General features: G+C 67.5%; 17 protein-coding genes and 1 tRNA gene. 5 read left to right on the forward strand and 13 right to left on the reverse strand.

Translation table 11 applies throughout. The features are described 5' to 3' along the window. The first annotated feature begins 42 nt into the window (after positions 1–42). From mutM to dnaA, 3 genes are all read left to right on the forward strand, one after another. On the forward strand, positions 43–855 hold the full coding sequence (gene mutM / locus J0A91_RS11645) for a bifunctional DNA-formamidopyrimidine glycosylase/DNA-(apurinic or apyrimidinic site) lyase (protein ID WP_069207253.1): 813 nt from the start codon (positions 43–45) through the stop codon (positions 853–855). 97 nt (positions 856–952) lie between these two features. Further along, positions 953–1,216 carry a 30S ribosomal protein S20 gene (rpsT, locus tag J0A91_RS11650; protein WP_069205052.1) on the forward strand — a complete coding sequence of 88 codons (264 nt, stop codon included), beginning with the start codon at positions 953–955 and terminating at the stop codon, positions 1,214–1,216. 464 nt (positions 1,217–1,680) lie between these two features. After that, a complete protein-coding gene (gene dnaA, locus J0A91_RS11655) occupies positions 1,681–3,093 on the forward strand; it encodes a chromosomal replication initiator protein DnaA (protein WP_240502288.1) in 1,413 nt (470 codons plus the stop codon). Positions 3,094–3,240: 147 nt separating this feature from the next. Here the strand turns inward: dnaA and rlmB are convergent, their stop codons facing one another. Beyond that, on the reverse strand, positions 3,241–3,993 hold the full coding sequence (gene rlmB / locus J0A91_RS11660; protein ID WP_069205054.1) for a 23S rRNA (guanosine(2251)-2'-O)-methyltransferase RlmB: 753 nt from the start codon (positions 3,991–3,993) through the stop codon (positions 3,241–3,243). Between the two features lie 239 nt (positions 3,994–4,232). Here rlmB and J0A91_RS11665 point away from each other — a divergent pair. Continuing rightward, a tRNA-Tyr gene (locus tag J0A91_RS11665) sits at positions 4,233–4,318 on the forward strand. 5 nt (positions 4,319–4,323) lie between these two features. Here the strand turns inward: J0A91_RS11665 and J0A91_RS11670 are convergent. The 6 genes from J0A91_RS11670 to J0A91_RS11695 all read right to left on the reverse strand — a co-directional run bounded on the left by J0A91_RS11670 (position 4,324) and on the right by J0A91_RS11695 (position 10,620). Next, positions 4,324–4,659 carry a hypothetical protein gene (locus J0A91_RS11670; protein ID WP_069205055.1) on the reverse strand — a complete coding sequence of 112 codons (336 nt, stop codon included), beginning with the start codon at positions 4,657–4,659 and terminating at the stop codon, positions 4,324–4,326. Positions 4,660–4,752: 93 nt separating this feature from the next. After that, a complete protein-coding gene (locus tag J0A91_RS11675; RefSeq protein ID WP_069205056.1) occupies positions 4,753–5,403 on the reverse strand; it encodes an outer membrane protein in 651 nt (216 codons plus the stop codon). A gap of 122 nt (positions 5,404–5,525) precedes the next feature. Beyond that, entirely contained in the window at positions 5,526–6,650 is a 1,125-nt protein-coding gene (locus J0A91_RS11680) for an alpha-hydroxy acid oxidase (protein WP_069205057.1), read from the reverse strand. After that, entirely contained in the window at positions 6,635–7,315 is a 681-nt protein-coding gene (locus J0A91_RS11685) for a Fe2+-dependent dioxygenase (protein WP_069205058.1), read from the reverse strand. The genes J0A91_RS11680 and J0A91_RS11685 overlap by 16 nt, the downstream gene beginning before the upstream one ends. A 69-nt stretch (positions 7,316–7,384) precedes the next feature. Further along, on the reverse strand, positions 7,385–9,775 hold the full coding sequence (locus J0A91_RS11690; protein WP_069205059.1) for a TonB-dependent receptor: 2,391 nt from the start codon (positions 9,773–9,775) through the stop codon (positions 7,385–7,387). Between the two features lie 116 nt (positions 9,776–9,891). Next, positions 9,892–10,620 (reverse strand): energy transducer TonB, encoded by a 729-nt coding sequence (locus J0A91_RS11695; RefSeq protein ID WP_069205060.1) that lies wholly within the window; start codon positions 10,618–10,620, stop codon positions 9,892–9,894. Between the two features lie 133 nt (positions 10,621–10,753). Here J0A91_RS11695 and J0A91_RS11700 point away from each other — a divergent pair, with 133 nt between their 5' ends. Next, entirely contained in the window at positions 10,754–12,175 is a 1,422-nt protein-coding gene (locus J0A91_RS11700) for a M20/M25/M40 family metallo-hydrolase (RefSeq protein WP_069205061.1), read from the forward strand. Positions 12,176–12,274: 99 nt separating this feature from the next. Here the strand turns inward: J0A91_RS11700 and J0A91_RS11705 are convergent, their stop codons facing one another. The 6 genes from J0A91_RS11705 to J0A91_RS11730 form a co-directional block, all read right to left on the reverse strand. Then, positions 12,275–13,018, reverse strand: coding sequence for a SapC family protein (locus J0A91_RS11705; RefSeq protein WP_069205062.1), 744 nt, complete (start codon positions 13,016–13,018; stop codon positions 12,275–12,277). A gap of 6 nt (positions 13,019–13,024) precedes the next feature. After that, positions 13,025–13,699: a cytochrome b/b6 domain-containing protein gene (locus tag J0A91_RS11710; protein WP_206364902.1), complete on the reverse strand. Its 675-nt coding sequence runs from the start codon at positions 13,697–13,699 to the stop codon at positions 13,025–13,027. 9 nt (positions 13,700–13,708) lie between these two features. Then, entirely contained in the window at positions 13,709–14,179 is a 471-nt protein-coding gene (locus tag J0A91_RS11715) for a c-type cytochrome (protein ID WP_069205063.1), read from the reverse strand. 28 nt (positions 14,180–14,207) lie between these two features. After that, positions 14,208–15,575, reverse strand: a complete 1,368-nt coding sequence (locus J0A91_RS11720; RefSeq protein ID WP_069207255.1) for an ankyrin repeat domain-containing protein — start codon at positions 15,573–15,575, stop codon at positions 14,208–14,210. Next, positions 15,568–16,902: a DUF1552 domain-containing protein gene (locus tag J0A91_RS11725; RefSeq protein WP_069205064.1), complete on the reverse strand. Its 1,335-nt coding sequence runs from the start codon at positions 16,900–16,902 to the stop codon at positions 15,568–15,570. Before J0A91_RS11725 ends, J0A91_RS11720 begins: the two co-directional genes overlap by 8 nt. Before the next feature lie 235 nt (positions 16,903–17,137). Continuing rightward, positions 17,138–19,567, reverse strand: a complete 2,430-nt coding sequence (locus J0A91_RS11730; protein ID WP_083224651.1) for a DUF1592 domain-containing protein — start codon at positions 19,565–19,567, stop codon at positions 17,138–17,140. Between the last annotated feature and the right edge of the window lie 5 nt (positions 19,568–19,572).

Consider the following 19,572-nt stretch of genomic DNA (forward strand, 5'->3'; position numbering starts at 1 on the left):
CGGGCGCTTGTGGCGCGGGCAAACGCAACCTAGCTGATGGCGATGCCAGAACTTCCCGAAGTCGAAACCACCGTGCGCGGGCTGACACCTGTGCTGGAGGGCGCGCGGCTGACGCTGGTCGAGATGCGTCGCCCCGATCTGCGCCGTCCGTTCCCCGAGGATCTGCGCCAGCGGCTGACCGGCGCGCGCGTGACGGGCCTTGGCCGGCGCGCCAAATACGGGCTGATCGACACCGATCGCGGCGACACGATGATCTTCCACCTCGGCATGTCGGGGCGATGGCGAGTCGATCCGGGCGAAGTGTTGGCGCACGATCATTTGATTCTCGAAACCGACGCGGGCCGGCGGCTCGCGCTCAACGACGCACGCCGGTTCGGCTCGGTCGATCTGGTGCTGACCGAGTCGCTCGGTGCGTATCCGCCTTTCACCACGATGGGGCCGGAGCCGCTCGGCGAGACTCTCACCGCGGCCTATCTTGCGCGCATGCTCGAAGGGCGAATCGCGCCGATCAAGGCGATGCTGCTCGACCAGCGAATCGTCGCGGGACTCGGCAATATCTATGTGTGCGAGGCGCTGTTCCTCGCGGGCATCAGCCCCAAGCGCGCCGCCGGGCAGATTTCGCGCGCGAAGCTCGCCAAGCTGGTCGTGGCGATTCGCGACGTGTTGCTCGCCGCGATCGCGGCGGGCGGTTCGACGCTGCGCGACTATGCGCGGCCGGATGGAGAGCTTGGCTATTTTTCCAAGCAGTTCGCGGTCTATGGCCGCGAGGGCGAGCCATGTGGCTGTGGCGGCACGGTTTTACGCTATGCCGATGGTGGTCGATCGACCTTCTGGTGCCCGGAGTGTCAGCGGTAAATGGTTGACCGGTTTATCATGACTGGCTAAGGGGCCTGCCTTCCGGCGCGGGGAGTGATCCCTGCGCGTCATCCGAACTTCAGACTTAGAGGGCTTCATGGCCAATACGCCACAGGCGAAAAAGCGAATCCGGCGCAACGCGAACCGCGCCCTTGTGAACGGCAATCGGGTCGGTCGCATCCGTACCTTCGTGAAGCGGGCGGAAGCTGCGCTCGCATCGGGCGACAAGACCGCCGCGAGCGAAGCGATGGCACAGGTTCAGCCCGAGCTGGCGCGTGGCGTCTCCAAGGGCGTGATGCACAAGAACACCGCCTCGCGGAAATTCTCACGGTTGACCAAGCGCCTCGCCGCGCTCGCCTAAGCCGTTTTCCCCGTACCAGAATGCCGATGCCCGCTTGGGGTTTCTCCAAGCGGGCTTTTGCTGTGTCCGCGATAGATGCGGTGCGAAGGTTCGCGCCGTACCGATAGGCGTGAGCAAATCCCGGGCCAGACGGTAAGTGTCGGATTCCCCGCGATTCGCACCCCCCATCGACCCAGCCTCTTCCGAAAATAGACCGCTTTTCAGTCGGTTATAAGATTTTCGACGGGAAACCTAGGCCCGTACCGAGTCAACCGGATTATTTCAGATATCTGACGGCTCCGGCTCTTGATCGACTCGCCGCGATCTTCATAATCGACCCTCGAAGCGCAGACGTTCGTCCGCGCTACCCAATTGATTGAACGTCACCAACGGACGGGGCATTGCGATTCCCGGCTGGGGGAGGGTGTGTCTGAATTTGTGGCCGCGACGCGTTGCGGCCGCCGGAAAGGTGTTGCGTGAACGGGATCGGGGCCAGGGGAGCGTTGCGTGCGGACGACCGGGACGGACGCGGCGAGATCGCGAAAGCCTGGGCAGTGGTGCGCGCGCATCTGCGCGAATCGGCGGGGGTGCGGCTGTTCGACCAGTGGCTCAAGCCGATTGAGCTGATCGAGGACGATACTGTTGAAGCGGTGCGGCTCGCGCTGCCGTCCGCATTCATGAGCAACTGGGTCAGCAACCATTATGCCGACCGGCTGCTTCAGGAATTCCGCGCACAGGTGCCGAGCGTGCGGACCGTGTCGATCGAGACTCGGTCGGCGATGCCGCAGCCTGCGACGCTGCGCGCCGAAGCTTTGCCCGCCGAGGTTGCCGTGTTGCGCCCGGTGGCGGCCGCGCCGGCGCCCGCCGCCGTCGAGCGTCCGCCGCTCGATGCGCGCTTCACCTTCGACCGATTCGTCGTCGATGCCTCGAACCGGGTGGCGTTCAACGCCGCGCGCGCGCTCGCCGAGCCGGGGGTGCCGCGGTTCAGCCCGCTGTTCCTGCATAGCGGCACCGGACAGGGCAAGTCGCACCTGATGCACGCGATCGGCGCGGCGTATCTGGAGGCGGTGCCCGGCGCGCGCGTGATCCTGATGTCGGCCGAACGCTTCATGTTCGAGTTCGTCCAGGCGCTGCGCGCGCGCGACACGCACAGCTTCAAGGCGCGGCTGCGCTCGGCCGATGTGCTGCTGATCGACGACCTCCAGTTCATCGCCGGCAAGGATTCGACTCAGGAGGAATTCTTCCACACGATCAACGAGGTGATGGGCGCGGGCAAACGGCTCGTCATCAGCGCCGATCGCTGCCCGCAGGATCTCGACGGAGTCGAGGCGCGGATCACCTCGCGGCTGTCATGTGGCCTCGTCGCCGATATCAAGGCGCCCGATCTCGCGCTGCGCCGCGCGGTGCTGGCCCGCAAGCTCGCCGATCTGCCGGGCGTGAGGGTGCCGCAGGAGGTGCTCGACCTGCTCGCCACTCGCATCACCGCGAGCATTCGCGATCTGGAAGGCGCGCTCAACCGCGTCATCGCCTATTCGCAACTGACCGGCGACGCGATCGACCTGGAGTTCGCGGTGGCGACCTTGGGCCAAGTGTTGCGCGGCGCCGAGCGGCGCGTGACGATCGACGAGATCCAGAAGGTGGTTTCCGCGCATTTCGATCTCAAGCCGCTCGAACTGATCTCGGCGCGCCGCGCGGTGGTGATCGCCCGCCCGCGCCAGATCGCGATGTACCTCGCCAAGCGGCTGACCACGCGCTCGCTGCCCGAGATCGGCCGCAAGTTCGGCGGCCGCGACCATTCGACGGTGATTCATGCGGTGCGCCGCATCGAGGAACTGCGCGACAAGGATCGCGATGTCGATACCGCCGTCAGGACGCTGCTGCACACGCTGGAGGGGTGAGGGGGGCTTAGCCCCGTCTCTACACACCTCCGCCGTTCGTGCTTGTCGAAGCACGTGTCCCGCACACCGGCGACTGCGCCTTGGAGACGTCCTTCGACAAGCTCAGGACGAACGGTGAGGTGGGGCCAGCGAACCGTCCCCAGATAGCTACGGCATAACCCGCGTCGTCGCCGCGTAGAGCGCGATCGCGGCGGCGTTGGAGACGTTGAGGCTCTCCATGCGCGGCGAGATCGGCAGGCGGCCGAGTTCGTCGCAGTGCGCGGCGGTGTTCTGGCGCATGCCTTCGCCCTCGGCGCCGAGCACCAGCGCCACGCGCTGCTGCCCCATCGCCTGTTCGAGCGTCTGCGGCGCCTCGCCGGTCAATCCGACGCGCCAGAAGCCGGCCTCGGCGACCTCTTCGAGCGCACGCGCGAGATTCACCACGCGCACCCACGGCACCATCTCCAGCGCGCCCGAGGCGGCGCGCGCGATCGTTCCCGATTCGGGCGGCGCGTTGCGGTCCGGCGTGATGATGCCGAGCGCATCGAACGCCGCCGCCGAGCGCAGGATCGCGCCGACATTGTGCGGATCGGTGACCTGATCGAGCACCAGCAGCGGCCGGCGATCGTCCGCACCCTGTTCGAGCAGATCGCCGAGCCAGATATCCTCAAGCGGATCGACTTCCGCCACCAGCCCCTGATGCGGCGCGTCGGACGGCACCAGCCGGGCCAGATCGGTCACCTCGGCGTAGGTGATCGGGATCACCGGCGGGATGTCGAGGCTCGCCAGCGCCTCGCGCGTCGCCCACATCTTGCGCACGACGCGATCGGGGTTGGCGAGCGCTGCGATCACCGCATGGCGGCCCCAGAAGCGCGGCCGGCCGGCGGGTGCCTGCGACGGGCGATGTCCACGCCGCGCCATCAGTTCGGCGCTCCTGCGGCTTCAGGGGCGCTGGCAACGGGAGGGAGATCGGCACAGGTCATCATCAAGAATCGTCCGGATAAGCGCGGGGATCAACGTCCCCGGCGAGGAATCTTCGCCGTTCGGTATGCGCCGCGCTGCCCGCATGCAAGTCTCGGCCGCAATTCGCCGCTGTTGGGCGTTGACAGGGGGCTTCGAGGTCGGCATTGGCACGCCTCGCTTTTTTGGCGGCCCAATCTGGACAGGTGGCCGAGTGGTTAAAGGCAGCAGACTGTAAATCTGCCCGTGCAAGCGTACGCTGGTTCGAATCCAGCCCTGTCCACCACCCCTTCATCCCGGGGTGTCTCCCAACGGCTCAGAAGCCGTTGTTTCCCGAGCGCCATGCAGCACGGCACGGTGCGCTCGAAGCTCATCACCATATGCCAGCGTGAAATCCTGGTTCAGCCGGGGGCAGCCACGCGCGCGCTGCTCGCGTGACGTCGGCAATCGCACGCTGGTCGGTATCCAGAGGTCGATGAGGTCGCGCGCATTCTGGTCCGGGCCGAGCGGCCGGGAAAAGGCCGTCCGCCTCAACATCAGCGCGATGAAGTTCTGTTGCACCGGATCGACCGGATCGCATCGAACCGTTCCGGGTTCCTTGCCGACGCCGCGCGCGCTGTGCGCCACGGCTGAGACGCGCGCGGACGCGCTCTCGGCCCCAACGAAAAAAGGCGGCCCTTGCGAGCCGCCCTTTCCCTACTTCCTGAAGAAGCGTGACGCTTACTTGAAGTGGAAGCCGATGGTGCCCATCACGCGCTGGCGCGAGGTGTGGTCGTTATACTGCGAGAAAACGTACTGCGCGCCGACGAAGAGCGGCATCTTCATGACGTCCTTGCCGAGCGAATATTCGACGCCACCGCCGACCTGATAACCGTCGGTGCTGTAGCGATCGTACACGATGTTCTGGCCGTTCGGCGCGTCGATGCGCTTGCGCTGCTGGTTGTTGACGTAGCCGCCCTTGCCGTAAACGAGGAAGTTCGGGGTGACGAGGTAACCCGCACGCACCGCCGCGCCATATTCCTCAAACGACTTTTCGCAGATCCGGCTGTTGCCGCCGCCGAGCGAGCAGTTCTCGTTCCAGTTGTTCGCGCGCCAGTAGGATGCTTCCGGGCCGACCACGATCTTGTCGCCGATCACGCCGTCGAAGCCGACGGTCGCGCCGTAGCCGAACTTGTCGTGGTGGCGGCCCTGCGACTGGAAGCGATCGCCGCCGGCATTGCCTTCGACGCGGAAGCCGCGGAACGTCGACGCGCCGTTCGGGCTGGTGTCCTGCGTGGAGGTGTCCGTCACGGTCGTGTCCTGGGCGGTTGCGGCCTGTGCGCCGAAGGTGGCGAGGCCGAGGGCGACGGCGGAGAGGAAAGCTTTACGCATACGTAGTTCCTTTGGTGTTTTTATATTCAGCGGGTGCGTAACCATCATCCGACGCGGACGATCCACCCCCATTGCGGAAAGTCGCAAGCTGTTGCTGCGGCGCAACAGATATGACGGAAGCGTTATGAAGCGCGGGTGAACAGGCAGGCAGGGCCGATGCGATCGAGCGTCGGGCAGCCGAGTTGCGCCATCGCCAGTTCGAGATCGGCGCGCAGGATGTGCGCGACATGCGCCACACCCGCCATGCCCGCCACGGCGAGGCCGTGCAGTTGCGGGCGGCCGACCAGCACCGCCGTCGCGCCGAGCGCGCGCGCCTTGACGATATCGGTGCCGGTCCGCACGCCGCCGTCGATCAGCAGCGGCGCCGCGCCGGCGACCGCCTCCGCCATCGCTGGCAGGACATCGATCGCCGAGGGCGCACCGTCGAGCGTGCGGCCGCCGTGGTTCGAGACGATGATCGCCTCGGCGCCGTGGGCGATGGCGATGTGCGCATCCTCGGCGGCGAGCAGGCCCTTGAGGATCACCGGCAACCGCGTGCTCGCGCGCAACCACGCGACATCGTCCCAGCTCGGCGCGTCGTCCGCGAGCCGGGTGCCGAACAGGATGCGGCCGCCCGGCGCGCTGGTCTGGCGGCGATCGGCGCCGCCGGGGAGGTTCGCGGCGGTGACGCCGGCCGGCAGCGCGAAGCCCGAGGTCTTGATCGACGCATCGACCGTCAGCACGATCGCCTCGTATCCGGCGGCTTCCGCGCGCGCGACCAGTTCGGCGGAGACCGCGCGGTCCTCCTGAAGATAGAGCTGGAACCACAAAGGCACCGGCGCGACGCCGAGCGTGCGCGCCGCATCGCGTGCGGCCTCGGCGATCGTCTCCAGCGGCACGCTCGACAGCGTGCTGACGACCATGCCGATCCCCATCGCCGCGCTCGCGCGCACGCATGCCAGTTCGCCCTCGGGGTGGGCGAGGCGGTGATAGGCGACCGGCGCGAACAGGATCGGCGCCTGATGCTCGCGCCCGAACAATGTCAGCCGGGTATGGCCGCCGCGCAGATCGGCGAGCATGCGCGGCAGCAGGGATATCCGCTCGAACGCGGCGCGGTTGCGCGCCAGCGTCGCGGCGCTGCCGGACTGGACGTGCGCCCAGGACGCGGCGGGCATGTGGCGCTCGGCCACGCGCTCATAGTCGGCGAGAGTCTGGAGGTCGGGCGGGATCGCCGTCAGCGGTGGCAGCGGGGTCACGTCTCGGACCATTGCCGCATCAGATTGTGGTAGACCCCGGTCAGCGTGTCGATCGAACCATGCTCGGGATGGTCGCCGCTCAGTGACTGGATCGCGGTGTCGAGATCGAACAGCAGCCGGCGCTGCTCGTCGGCGCGGACCAGGCTCTGAGTCCAGAAGAACGCGGCGAAGCGGGTGCCGCGCGTTACCGGCGTGACATGGTGCAGGCTGGTGCCGGGATAGACGATCATGTCGCCGGCGGCGAGCTTCACGCGGCGATCGCCGAAGGTATCCTCGATGACCAGCTCGCCGCCGTCATACTCTTGCGGGTCGCTGAAGAAGAGTGTGCTGGAAACGTCGCTGCGCACGCGCTCGGCGGAGCCGGGCAGCGGGAAGATCGCGTTGTCGACATGCGGGCCATAGTCGCCGCCGCCCTCGTAGCGGTTGAAGCGCGGCGGCAGCACGCGCAGCGGTAGCGTCGCGGCGATGAACAGCGGCGTCGCGCCGAGCCGATCGAGGATGCGCGCGCCGAGCTGGCGGGTGACGGCATGGTCGAGCGGCAGTTGCAGGTTGCGCTTCACCAGTGCGGCGCGGTGCCCGGCGGTGGCGCGGCCATCCTGCCAATCGGCGGTTTCGAGCAGCGCGCGCGCCTCGCGCACCTCGTCGGTGGAAAACAGCGCGGGAATGTGGAGCAGCATGATCGTGTCTTACGGCGCGGTGCGCAGAAGGGAAGGGCGGCGAACCGGGGCCCGCCGCCCGACACCGGATCAGAGCTTGTAGCTGATCGTCAGCAACGCCGAGCGCGCGTCGCCGGGCGTCGCCCAGCCGTTGTTGGCGCGGATACGCGTGTAGTACAGCTTGTCGCCGATGTTCTTGACATTGACCTGCGCCGACAGCGCCTTGGTGATGTCGTAGCTGATCGTCGCGTTGTGGACGATGTAGCCGTGCGAGTGGTACACCAGCGCCGACGTGGTGGTCGGCGTGTTGAGCGCGAACGGTCCCTGATACGTCGCCCCATAGCCCAGCGTCAGCCCGAACGGCAGCGTGTAGGCGGTGTAGATGCTGCCCGAATCCTTGGGCGTCGCCAACAGTTCCGAGCCGCCGCCCGGATTGGGCGCCGCCACGGTGTTGGTGCAATTGCCCGATCCCGGCGCGGCGAGGCACTTGTCCGAAACCGATTGGAGCAGCTTGCTGTTGAGATGCGTGTAATTGGCGGTGATCGACCATGCCGGAGTGATGTGACCCGAAGCGCCGAGCGCGAGGCCGTTGACGCGCGAACGGCCGTCGGTCTGCTGGTCGGGCACGGTCGGATCGCCCGAGGGCACCCGGTAGCTGTCGCGTTCGTTGCGGAACAGCGCGGCGGTCAACAACAAGCCGCCATCGAACAGCTCGACCTTGCCGCCGATCTCGTAATTCTTGGCGCCTTCCGGGCGCGTGCTGCACGTTGACGACGGCACGGTGGCGGTCGGCGTGAAGGTGCAGCTACCGTTGACGGTGCTCTGCGACGGCGTTTTCGAATTGCCATAGGCGACGTAGAGGCTCGCCGCCTCGATCGGCTTGTAGACGAGGCCGATACGGTACGAGAACAGGCTGTCGCGGTTGTAGAGCGTTGGCCCGGCGGTGGTCAGCGTGCCGAACGTCGATCCGACCGTGGTCGAATAGCTGTTGGTCTGCGACTTGGCGATGTTGCGTTCCCAGCGCACGCCGCCGTTGATCTCGAAATGGTCGGACAGTTTGGCGGCATCGAACAGATAGACCGCGTAATTGTCGACCTGCGATTTGGGCCGCGAGGCGACGACGAAGTTGACCGGGCCGGTATAGACGTTGTTCGCGTCGGGATTGAAGATCGCATACGGCGTGATCGTCGCCGCGGCACCGTTGGCGGCGCGCTGCGAGTTGCCGGTCGCGGCATTGTAATTTTCGCGCGACAGCGAGAAGCCGACGTCGAGCGTGTGTTCGATGAACCCGGTGTTCGCCACCGCCTTCAGGTCGGTCTGCGTATAGGCGAGCTGGTTCTCGGTCGAGCGCGTGTTGCCGCGCGAGCCGCCGCTCGGGGTGAACAGCCCCGGCGCGCTGCAGACCGCGCCCAGCACGGTGCGGCCCGAGGGCAGGCAGAAATTGCCCTCTGGACCATCGGCGCGGGTGAACTGCGTCACGTCCTGATACCGCGTCAGGTTGCGGATCGAGACCTTGTCGCTGAAGTCATGCTCGAAGATCTGCGTCGCCTGATCGAAATTGATGCGCTGCGTATCGAGGTTGCGGAAGCCGTAATAATCGGAGCGATCGACGCCGGGGATCGGCCCGCTGTAGGACGCCCCGGTCGTGCTGCCGACGATCGCGCCGCTGATATAGGGCACGCCGAACTGGGGGATATTGGTATCCTCCTGGTGCATATATTCGAAAGTCAGCCGCGTGGACGTGCCCATTCCGAAGGTGATCGACGGTGCGACGCCCCAGCGCCTGTTCTTCTCGACGTCGCGACCGGGAATGTCATTGCGGTGGTACATCGCGTTGAGCCGCACAGCGATCGTGTCGGTCACATGCTGGCTGATATCGGCGGTGGCGCGGTAGTAATTGTCGGTGCCTACGCCGGCGGTGACGATCGACGTATCGTGATCGAGCGGGCGCTTGGTGACGAGGTTGATGTTACCGCCGACCGAACCCGAGCCGTTGCTGACCGAATTGGCGCCGTTGGTGACTTCGATCTGCTCGACGTTGAACGTATCGGTGCGGCTGTACTGGGCACTGTCGCGGACGTTGTCGATCGTGATGTCGTTGTTCGCCGAATAGCCGCGCAGCGTGATGCTGTCGCCGTATCCGCCACCGCCTTCGCCCGCGCCGAAGGTGATGCCGGGCACGGTGGAGAGCGCGTCTTTCAGCGACAGCAGGTTCTGCTGTTCGAGCACCTCCTTGGTGAGGATGGTGACGGTCTGCGGCGTGTCACGCAGCGGACGCGTCGCCTTTGGGCTGTCCTGCCTGCGACCGGGTGCCTGCGTGATCACCGTATCGGTTACGGTCACGCCGCCGAGCGCGGGCGCATCTTTCCGGCTGGTGTCGTCGGCGGTCTGCGCGAGCGCGGCTGGCGCGATCAGCGCGCCGACGCACGAAAGAGCGAGAAAAGCGTGCTGCCGTGCGGCGCGCGAGCTGGACTGTGTCATTGTTTCCCCGAAACGGTTGTTGTGTGGGGGCCGGATATTGCGAGTCATTCGCAAGGTCAATTCATAATGCGAGGCATTATCGCATTAAACTATTGCGTGTCTTCGATGATTTCTGGTCACGTCCGCAGCACGAACGGGATCGTCACCATGCCGCGCACCATCACAGCTTCGCCGCCACGCATCAGCGGCGACCAGCGCCAGCTTCGCACGGCGGAGAGCGCGGCGTGGTCGAGCCGTTCGAACCCGCTGCTGTGCGCGACCGAAATCTCCTCGACACGCCCGTTGGTGGCCAGCAGCACCGCCAGCACGACCGTTCCTTGCTCGCGCAGGCGACGGGATTCGAGCGGGTAGCTCGGCGGCTTGGCGGAAAGCATCTTGGCCGAGAGATCACCGCCGGCGGCGGGCGCGGGCGCGGGCGGTGCCGGGGGCGCGGCGGGTGCTGGTTCGGCGCTGGCGGCGGCGGGTGCCGGGCGGGGCGGCGCGGTGGTTTCGCTCACGAACACGGCAGGCGCTGGCGTGGGCGTCGTGACCTGCGGCACCGGCGCGACGATTTCGGACACACGCGGCGGGGTCTTGTGGACCGTCTTGGGTGCGGGGGCCAGAGGCGCGGGCGGTGGCTGGCGCGGCATCTCCAGCATGTCGAAGACGAGCCGCTGCCGATGGTGGCGGTGGTGGCGATGATGCCCCGCCATCGTCATCAACACCACGAACAGACCCGCCATGATGAGCAAGGTCGCGGCGAGCGATATCGGGTCGAACCCCCGCGCACCGTCATATGCGGTGCGCTCGGTCGCGGTCGCGAAGGCAGGCCGCAGCGTCCGTGGCGGTATGAACGGCGCATTCATGCTCATGCTTCCCCAAGCAATAATGAGAGTCATTCGCATAAGGAGAAAATCTATGCGCGTCCAGTCGATGTGCTGCTTGTCGAAGCGCGGCGGCTCGGTCACTCTGCGCATCACACCAGGGGGAACGCCTGCCATGAAGCCCATCCGTCGCGCCGCACCCGTCGCGCTCGCCGCTCTGCTCATCAGCGCCGCACCGCTCCACGCCGCGCCCGCCGATCCGCGCGGCGGCGAACCGGCGTTCCGCGCGCTCTACAAGGAACTCGTCGAAACCGATTCGAGCTGGCCCGACGGCAGTTGCACGCTCGCCGCCGAGCGGATGGGCGCGCATCTCACGGCGGCGGGCTATCCGGCCGCCGACGTTCAGGTGATCGTCGATCCCGCGCACCCCAAGGAAGGCAATCTGTCCGCGATCCTGCGCGGCAGCGACGCCAAGCTGCCCGCGCTGCTGCTGCTCGCGCATATCGACGTGGTCGCCGCCAAGCGCAGCGACTGGACTCGCGATCCGTTCACGCTGATCGAGGAAAATGGCTATTTCTACGGGCGCGGCACTTCGGACGACAAGGCGATGGCGGCGTCGTTCACCGATGCGATGGTGCGTTTCCGGCAGGAGGGGTACAAACCCAGGCGCACGATCAAGCTCGCGCTGACCTGCGGCGAGGAGACCGAGAAGGCGCTCAACGGCGTCGAATGGCTGCTCAAGAACCGGCCCGAGACGGTGCAGGCGGGCTGGGCGCTCAACGAAGGCGGCGGCGGGTCGCTCGACGAGGCGGGCAAGCCGGTCAGCCAGGGCGTGCAGGCGGGCGAGAAAGTCTATCAGGACTTCACCTTCACCGCGACCGCGCCGGGCGGGCACAGCTCGCGCCAGGCGCCGCACGTCAACGCGATCGGCTGGATGGCCGAGGCGCTGGCGCGGATCAACGCTTATGATTTCCCGGTCGATCTGACGCCTGCCGCCAAGGCCTATTTCGGCGCGTCGGCGCCGCTCTATCCCAGGACGCAAAGCGCGATGGCGGCGATCGGCGCGGGCAAGGCTACGCCTGCCGATTACGCCGCGGTGTCCGCCGCGAACGCAAGCTGGAACGCGACGCTGCGCACCACCTGCATCCCGACGATGATCTCGGGCGGACACGCCACCAACGCGCAGCCGCAATCGGTGAGCGCCAACGTCAATTGCCGGATCATTCCGGGCGAGAGCGTCGATGCGATCCTCGCCACGCTGACGACGGTATCGGCCAACCCGAAGGTGACGGTGGCGCTCGCCGATCCGCCCCAGCCGAAATCCTCCGCGCCGCCGCTGACGCCGCAGATCATGGCGCCGATCGAAGCGCTGACCAAGGAGATGTGGCCGGGCGTGCCGGTGATCCCGCGCCTGTCGACCGGCGCGACCGACGGCCGCTTCACCAATGCGGCCGGCATCCCGACCTATGGCGTCTCGGGGCTGTTCTCGGACCCGGACGGGCAGGGGGTGCATGGCCTCAACGAACGTATCCGGGTGAAGTCGCTGATGGACGGGCGCGCGTTCATGTACCGGCTGGTGAAGGCGTACACGGGCTGAACGGCTAATCCCGTTCGCCCTGAGCTTGTCGAAGGGCGTGCTAAACACCTCAACGTTTGCGGCACGTGCTTCGACAAGCTCAGCACGAACGGGGGAGTGTTATCCTGCCGCCCACAGCGGCAGCACGTCCCAATTCCCCGCCGACAGCAGGTGCGCGTAGATCGCCGCGAGCGCGCCGCCTTGGCGCAGCCGCGCGAACGCGGGCGGATCGAGCGCGTCGAGCTTGGCGCGTGAAACCGAGTCATACTCCACCACCAGCATGCGCGCGCCGCCAGGGGGGCTGTGATACGCCTGGCGCGGCTCCAGCAGCCCGAGATCGTCGAGCATCGCGACGAAGGCGCGGGTGCGCGTTTCGGCGGCATCGACCGCGTTGCAGACGCCGATCGCCTCGCGCACCACGTCGCTCGGGCGGCCGCGTTCGAACAGCGGCACCGCGCCCGGCGTGCCGAGCGGGACCAGCCGCTCCGATGCTTCGTCGATGCAGATGACGTTGCCATCCTGCCCCTCGCGGCGCGCCAGCGTGAACGGGTGGCGGCGCAGATAGGCGGGCACATAGGCGCCGGGTGCGTAATGCCCGTCGGGCGCGACGAACAGGTTGCGATCGGCGGTCAGCCCGGTGACGATCACCGCTTCGCGCTCCGCCGCGAAGAAGAGGATCGGGTAATCGAGTGCGGCGCGATCGAACTCGTCGATCGTCACCGCGATCAGCGGGGCAGCGCTGGCGAAGCGATAGGGTGCATCGGCGGGGAGCAGCGCGCAGTCGCCGTGGCGCGCGGCGTCGAGGATCGCGACTCGCTCGTACAACGGCAGATTGCCGTGCAAGGTGAACGCATCATCCGCCATCAAATGTTAGAAGCGGAAGCCCTTCGACACCGCATAAGCGAAGGCGATCGCGATGAGCACGCCGATCGCCGCCTTCCACGGCGACGCGCCGAGTTTTGCCGCGACCGCCTCCGCACCGGCCCTGCGACGGCCGTGGATCATCGGCGCGATGAGGTTGTGGCGCAGCCCGATCAGGTAGAACAGCACAGCCAATACGTGCAGCGCGACGAGCGCGAGCAGCACGTTGAAGACGAGGTGATGCACATCCGCCGCCACGCGGCCGGCATCGAAGCTGACGTAATCGGCGAGCGGCCCCGATTCCAGCCCGTCGACATCGACCGAGAACAGCCCCGCCGTCACCATCACCACCAGCGCCGACAGCATCAGAACGACGCTCCACCCGCCGACCGGATTATGCCCGTCCGCCGCCTGATAGGGGCGTTTGCCGAGCGTGCGCAGATAGGCGAACGCGGCGCGCGGCCCGCGCACGAACTGCGTGAAACGCGCGGTGCGGCTGCCGGCGAAGCCCCAGTAGATGCGGAACACCAGCAGCGCCAGGATGGTGTAGCCCGACAGCCGGTGCCAATCCATGTGGTGATTCTCGCCGCTCCACCACGAAAAGCCGAGCAGGGCGACGAGCAGCCAGTGGAACAGCCGGACCGGCAGATCCCACACGCTCGCGGTAACGGTGTCCGTCGTCATGACGCAGGATCAGGTATCGGCGCGGAACTGGCGATGGCAGGCGCCGCAGGTGCCGCCGACCGCTTTCATCTGAGCGCCGATCGCGGCGGCATCGCCGGTGCCGGCGACCGTCACCAGCTTGCCCGATTCGCCGACGAGCTTGGCCATGTCGGCGTCGAAGGTGGCGCGGTCGGTCCAGATACCGGGCAGCGCATCGGTCTTGACGCCGGCGGCGGGGCCGGTGCCGGCCGGGAACAGCTTGCCCTGGCCCTTGGCGGTCGTGGCGATGGTCTGCGCGGCGGCGAGCGTCTTCGCCTTGTCGAGCGCACCGCTCTTGAGCTGATCACCGATCGCCTTCATCGCGCCGCCCATCTTCTTGAAGCCGACGACGCGCGCGTTGACGATGTCCTGCGGCGCGGGGGCGGCGGCCATCACCGGCGACGACAGGATCACGGCGAGCGCCGCGACGCGGAGGGTCTTGAAAGCTGGTGTCACGATCATGAACGGTCTCGCTCCGAATTAACGTGGATCATGGCCGCGCGGCCAATTGCTGTCCTCCCCGATTTGCCGGGTTTGCGCCAGCCCCATCGGGAAAGGTTTCGGCGAAAATCGCCTTCACTTCGTTGAGGCCCTTGCCGGCGATCTCGGCAGCGGTGCCGTATTTGCTCTTGAGATCGGTGCGCGCATGATGCGCGGCGAGCGTGCGCAGCATCGCCGCGAGATCGGGGAAGGGTCGTCCGGCGACGAGGATGTGGAGCGCGGTAAATCCGGTCGCGTTGGCGACATCGACGTTGGGGGCGACCTGCAGCGCAAGCCGGAGCGCGGCGTCGCTGCCACCCTTTGCCGCCGCCAGCACGACATTGGTGCCGTCCGCCGCGACGAAATGCGGGTCGGCGCCGCCGGCGATCAGCGCCGCCATCGCCTCGGCATGGCCGGACTGCGCCGCCCACAGCAGCGGCGGCGTGGGCGGGACCGGCGGCGGCGCGACGCCGAAATTGGCTTCCGTCACCCATTGTATCGTGGAAGGCCCGCTCAGCGCATTGGCGTCGGCGCCGCGCGCCAGCAGCAGCTTGACCAGCGTCGCGTCGCCACCTTCGGCGGCGGCGTCGAGCGGGGTCTTGCCCTCGCGGTCGCGCGCGGCGAGATCGAAGCCATAGGGCACGAGCAGCGCGGCGGCGGCGTAATTGTGCTGGTACAGCGCGAGTTGCAGCGCGCTGGTGTTTTCCGGGCCGCGATAGTCCGCCTTCGCGCCGGCGGCGAGCAGTGCGGCTGTCGCCGCCGGCACGCCGCTTTTGATCGCGAAGAACAGCGGCGTGAAACCGCCCTTGGAGACGCGGTTGGCGTCCGCGCCAGCCTTGAGCAATGCCGCGACCGCGTCGACATGGCCTCCCGAGGCCGCCCACATCAGCGGCGTCTGGCCGCGCGCATCAGGCGTATCGGGCGCGGCACCCGCCGCGAGCATCCGCGCCACGGCCTCGGCTGGCCCGAAGCGCGCGCAGATCGCGAGCGGCGTCGTGCCGTCGGGGGCGGCGTCGCGGACATCGGCATGCGCGTCGAGCAGGTGCGAGACGATCGCGGCATTGCCGAGTTCGCACGCGAGCGCGAGCGGCGTGACGCCGTCCGCGTCGGCGGTATTCGGCCTGGCATGCGCGGCGAGCAGCACCGCCACCAGCGCCGGGTCTTGCGTGTTGACCGCGAGCGCGAGCGGGGTCGCGCCATAGTCGAGCCGGGCATTCGGGTCGGCATGCGCGGCGAGCGCGGCTTGCGTCGCGGCGAGATCGTCGGCGGAGATCGCGCGGACCAGCGCGTCGTTATCCACGGGCTTGCGCGCCTGCGCGCTGCCGCTCCACAGCGCCACCGCCGCCAGCGCCAAAGCGATCCGCGCGCGATCAGGCACGCACCAGCTCCGCGAGCGGGGCATTGCTGTCGCCGAACGATTTGGTCGGCACGTCGAGCACGTTCAGCGCGGCGAGCAGCAGGTTCGACATGGTCGTGCCCTTGGGCACCGAGACACTGCGGTCACCCGGCACCAGCCCGCCCGCGACGATCACCGGCAGGTCCATGTGATCGTGCTGGTTCGAATCGCCGAACGCCGAACCGCGGATCACCATCGTGCGATCGAGCAAGGTGCCGTCGCCGTCCTTCACCGCCTTCATCCGGTCGAGATAATAGGCGAAATATTCCATGTGGTGCCGGTTGATCTTCGCGAGCTTCGCCATCTTCTCCGGGTTGTTGCCGTGGTGGCTGAGCATGTGGTGCGAATCCGGCACGCCGATTTCGGGATAGGTGCGGTTCGAAAGCTCGCGGCCGATCATGAAACTGCCGACGCGGGTGATGTCGGCCTGCATCGCCAGCACCTGCAAATCGATCATCATGCGGACATGCTCGTCGAACGAATCGGGAATGCCCGCCGGGCGCTCCATGTCGGTCTGCTGCCCGCCGGAAACGGCGGCGCGCTGGATTCGCTTCTCGATATCGCGCGTCGCTTCGAGATATTCGTCGAGCTTGCGGCGATCCTCCACGCCGAGCCGGCCCGACAGCCGCTGCGTATCGTCGCGGACGAAATCGAGAATGCTGGTCTGGCGGCGCGCCTGCGCGAGCCGGCTTTGCGCGTCGAGCGCGTCGCCGTCGCCGAACAGCCGCTCGAACACGTCGCGCGGATTGGCGGTGACGGGGAGCGGCACGTTCGGGTTCATCCACGAAATGCCGTTGGTGTAGGCGCAGCTATAGCCGATGTCGCAACTGCCGAGCAGGCTTGCGGGATCGATGCCGAGTTCGAGCGAGCTGAGCATCGTCGCGTCGCCGAGATGCTGCGCATAGACTTGATCGATCGACACCGCGCAGCGGATATCGGTGCCCTCGGTCTGCTTGACGTGCGTGCCGGTGAGGAAGGCGGGGCAGGAGCGGCCGTGCCCCGCGGCGATATCGCCCATCGCCGCCGCCTGCGGATGGCCGAGCCCGCTGAACACGCTGATCTGCGCGCGGTGCGGCGCGAGCGGCTCCAGCGTCGATGGCAGCGCAAAGCCCTTGCCCTGCGCGGTCGGGCGGAAGGCGTCCATCATCATGCCGTTGGGCGAGTAGAACACCTGCAACCGCTTCGGCCGCGACGCGAGATCGGCGGCGCGCGCGTCCGGCATCATCGCTTCGAGGAACGGCAGCGCCAGCATCGTGCCGGCGCCGCGCAACATCGTGCGGCGGCTGATCGCGGGGCGGGGGAGGATCATGGCGTTGGTCCTTGCAGTTCTCCCGCGAAAGCGGGAGCCCAGAGCCACGCAGCGCCGCGCTCGTGGCCCTGGACCCCCGCTTTCGCAGGGGAACGGGTGGGGTTTATGCGCTCCGTCACCCCGGACGTGTTCCGGGGTTCACCGTTCCGCAGGCGCGGCGGGCGGCACAATGCGCGGCACCGTGGCCCCCGGAACACGTCCGGGGTGACGTTGATGGTCGGGACGGCGGCGCGCGTCATTTCGCTGGCGTCTTCCTGAGCGTGAACGGCGCGCTGGTGGCGATGCCCTTGATGATCGTCTGGATGCGATAATCGTCGCCCGCCGCGCTCGCCGCGATCTTGCGCACGGTCGGCATGTCCTGCGCGATCAGCCCGCGCGCGAGCGCATAGGTGAGCAGGCGGCGCGTGAAGGCGCCGGCGAACTCGTCCTTGCGCGCGAGCAGGATCTTTTGAAGCCCGTCGAAACCGGCGAACTTGGTGCCGTCGGGCAGCACCGCCGCCGCGTCGATGATCTGCCCGGCGTCCTGCGTGCGCCAGCCGCCGACCGCGTCGAAATTCTCCAGCGCAAAGCCGATCGGGTCCATCTTGACGTGGCACGAGGCGCAGGCCGGGTTGGCGCGGTGCATCTCCAACTGCTCGCGCGCGGTCAGCTTGCGGCCGTCATGCGTTTCCTGAAGCGCCGGCACGTCGGGCGGCGGCGGGGGCGGCGCGGCGGCGAGGATGTTCTCCAGCACCCATTTGCCGCGCTTCACCACCGACGTGTGGTTGCCATAGGAGGTGACGGTGAGGATGCTCGCCTGCCCGAGCAGGCCGCCGCGATGCCACGCCGGATCGAGCGCCACCTTGCGGAACGCGGTGCCGCTCACCCCGGCGATGCCGTAATGCGCGGCGAGCCGCTGGTTGAGGAAGGTGTAATCCGCCGCGATGAAATCGAGCAGGCTGCGGTTGTTGTGCAGCACGTACCCGAAGAACATCTCGGTCTCTTGCGCCATTGCCGAGCGCAGCCGCGCGTCGAACGCCGGATAGACGCTGATGTCGGGCCGCTGCTGATCGAGGTTGCGCAGATACAGCCACTGGCCGGCGAAGTTCTTCGTCAACGCGTCGGCTCGGCGGTCGGCGAGCATCCGAGTCACCTGCGCCTCGATCGCGCCCGGCGTGGCGAGCTTGCCCTCTTCCGCCGCCTTCAACAGCGTGTCGTCGGGAATGCTGCTCCACAGGAAGAACGACAGCCGCGAGGCGAGGTCGAGATCGCTGACACGGTGGACGCTGCCCGGCGCGCTGCCGGCGGGATCGCTTTCGACGAGGAACAGGAATTGCGGCGCGACCAGCACGCCCTCCACCGCCGCCGCGATGCCGTGATCGAAGTCGGACGCGGCGCGCTCGCTCGCATAAAGCTTCATCAGCGGGGCGACATCAGCCTCGCCGACCGGACGGCGATAGGCGCGATGCGCGAGCGCGGTGATGATTTTCCGCGCGCACGCCGTCTCCGCCGAGGCGGCGCGCGGGCGGCACAGGAAGATGCGCTTGCGGCTCGGCGTGTCGTCCTTAGTGCTGGCGTCATACGGCCCGGCGACGTCGATCTGGAGCACGTCGCGTGGGAAATTCTGCTGCGAATAGCGCGGCGACAGCCGGTACGACGGCACGCTGATCTGCTTCACCCGCACGCCATCGACCAGAACGTCGAGCGGCAGCGGCTTCGGTGCATCGACCGGCAGCGGCACCTTGTCGAGATCGTTGCGCAACGTCTGCACGCTCTCGTCGGGCGCGAGCGTGCGGTGGAAGGTCATGCCGATCGTATGCGCGCCCGCCTTCAGGGGCACGCGCACGCTGACCTTGTCCTCCTTGAGCCGGTCGGTCTCGTTGTTGGTGTTGGCGTTGAGCCAGCCGCTCACCTCGTAGATGCCGGCGTGGCGCGCGTAATATTTGAACGCGCCACCGCCGCGCGAACCGAGCGGCAGCGCGTCGCTGGCGCGTTCGTTATAGGCGGGGCGGCCCGAGTTGAGCACCGATCCGTCCTTGGGCAATTCGTAGCTGGTGACGAACGCACGCGGCGAACTCATCCCCGTCGCCATCCGCGCGACCTTGCCCGCGACGTTGACATAGCGGTCCATCAACGTCGGCGAGACCGTCAGCACATCGGCGATATTGTCGAAGCCATAGCCCGAATTGTCCTGCGGCAGATCGCGGCTGACATCGGTATCGAGCGCAAGCAGATCGCGCACGGCATTGGCATATTCGACTCGGTTGAGCCGGCGGATCGTCGCGCGGCCGGGGTCGGGATGCGCGGCGGCATAGGCGTCGAGCGAGCCCTTGAGCCACTGGATGAACGCCGCGCGCATCGCCGGATCGGGCTGCGGCTTGTTGCGCGGCGGCATCTCGTCGAGGCTGGTGCGGCGGAGGATCTTCTCCCACTCGTCGGCGTGCTTGCCGATCAGCAGATCATTGTCGCGCAGATCGGCGATCGAGAGGTTGGCGACCTTGTCGTCGTCATTGTGGCAGCGCGCGCAATATTGCTCGAGCAGCTCGGGCGGCCCGTTCTCGACATGCGCGACCGCCGGTTGCACGGCCTGCGCGCGCACGCCGTCCGAATGCGTCGCCGCCGCGAGCGCCGCGACGGCGGTGCTGAGCAGCAACAGCGCGCCGCCGAGAGAGGGCCGCGACAGCATCAACG

The organism is Sphingomonas panacis, from assembly GCF_001717955.1.
GTDB lineage: Bacteria > Pseudomonadota > Alphaproteobacteria > Sphingomonadales > Sphingomonadaceae > Sphingomonas > Sphingomonas panacis.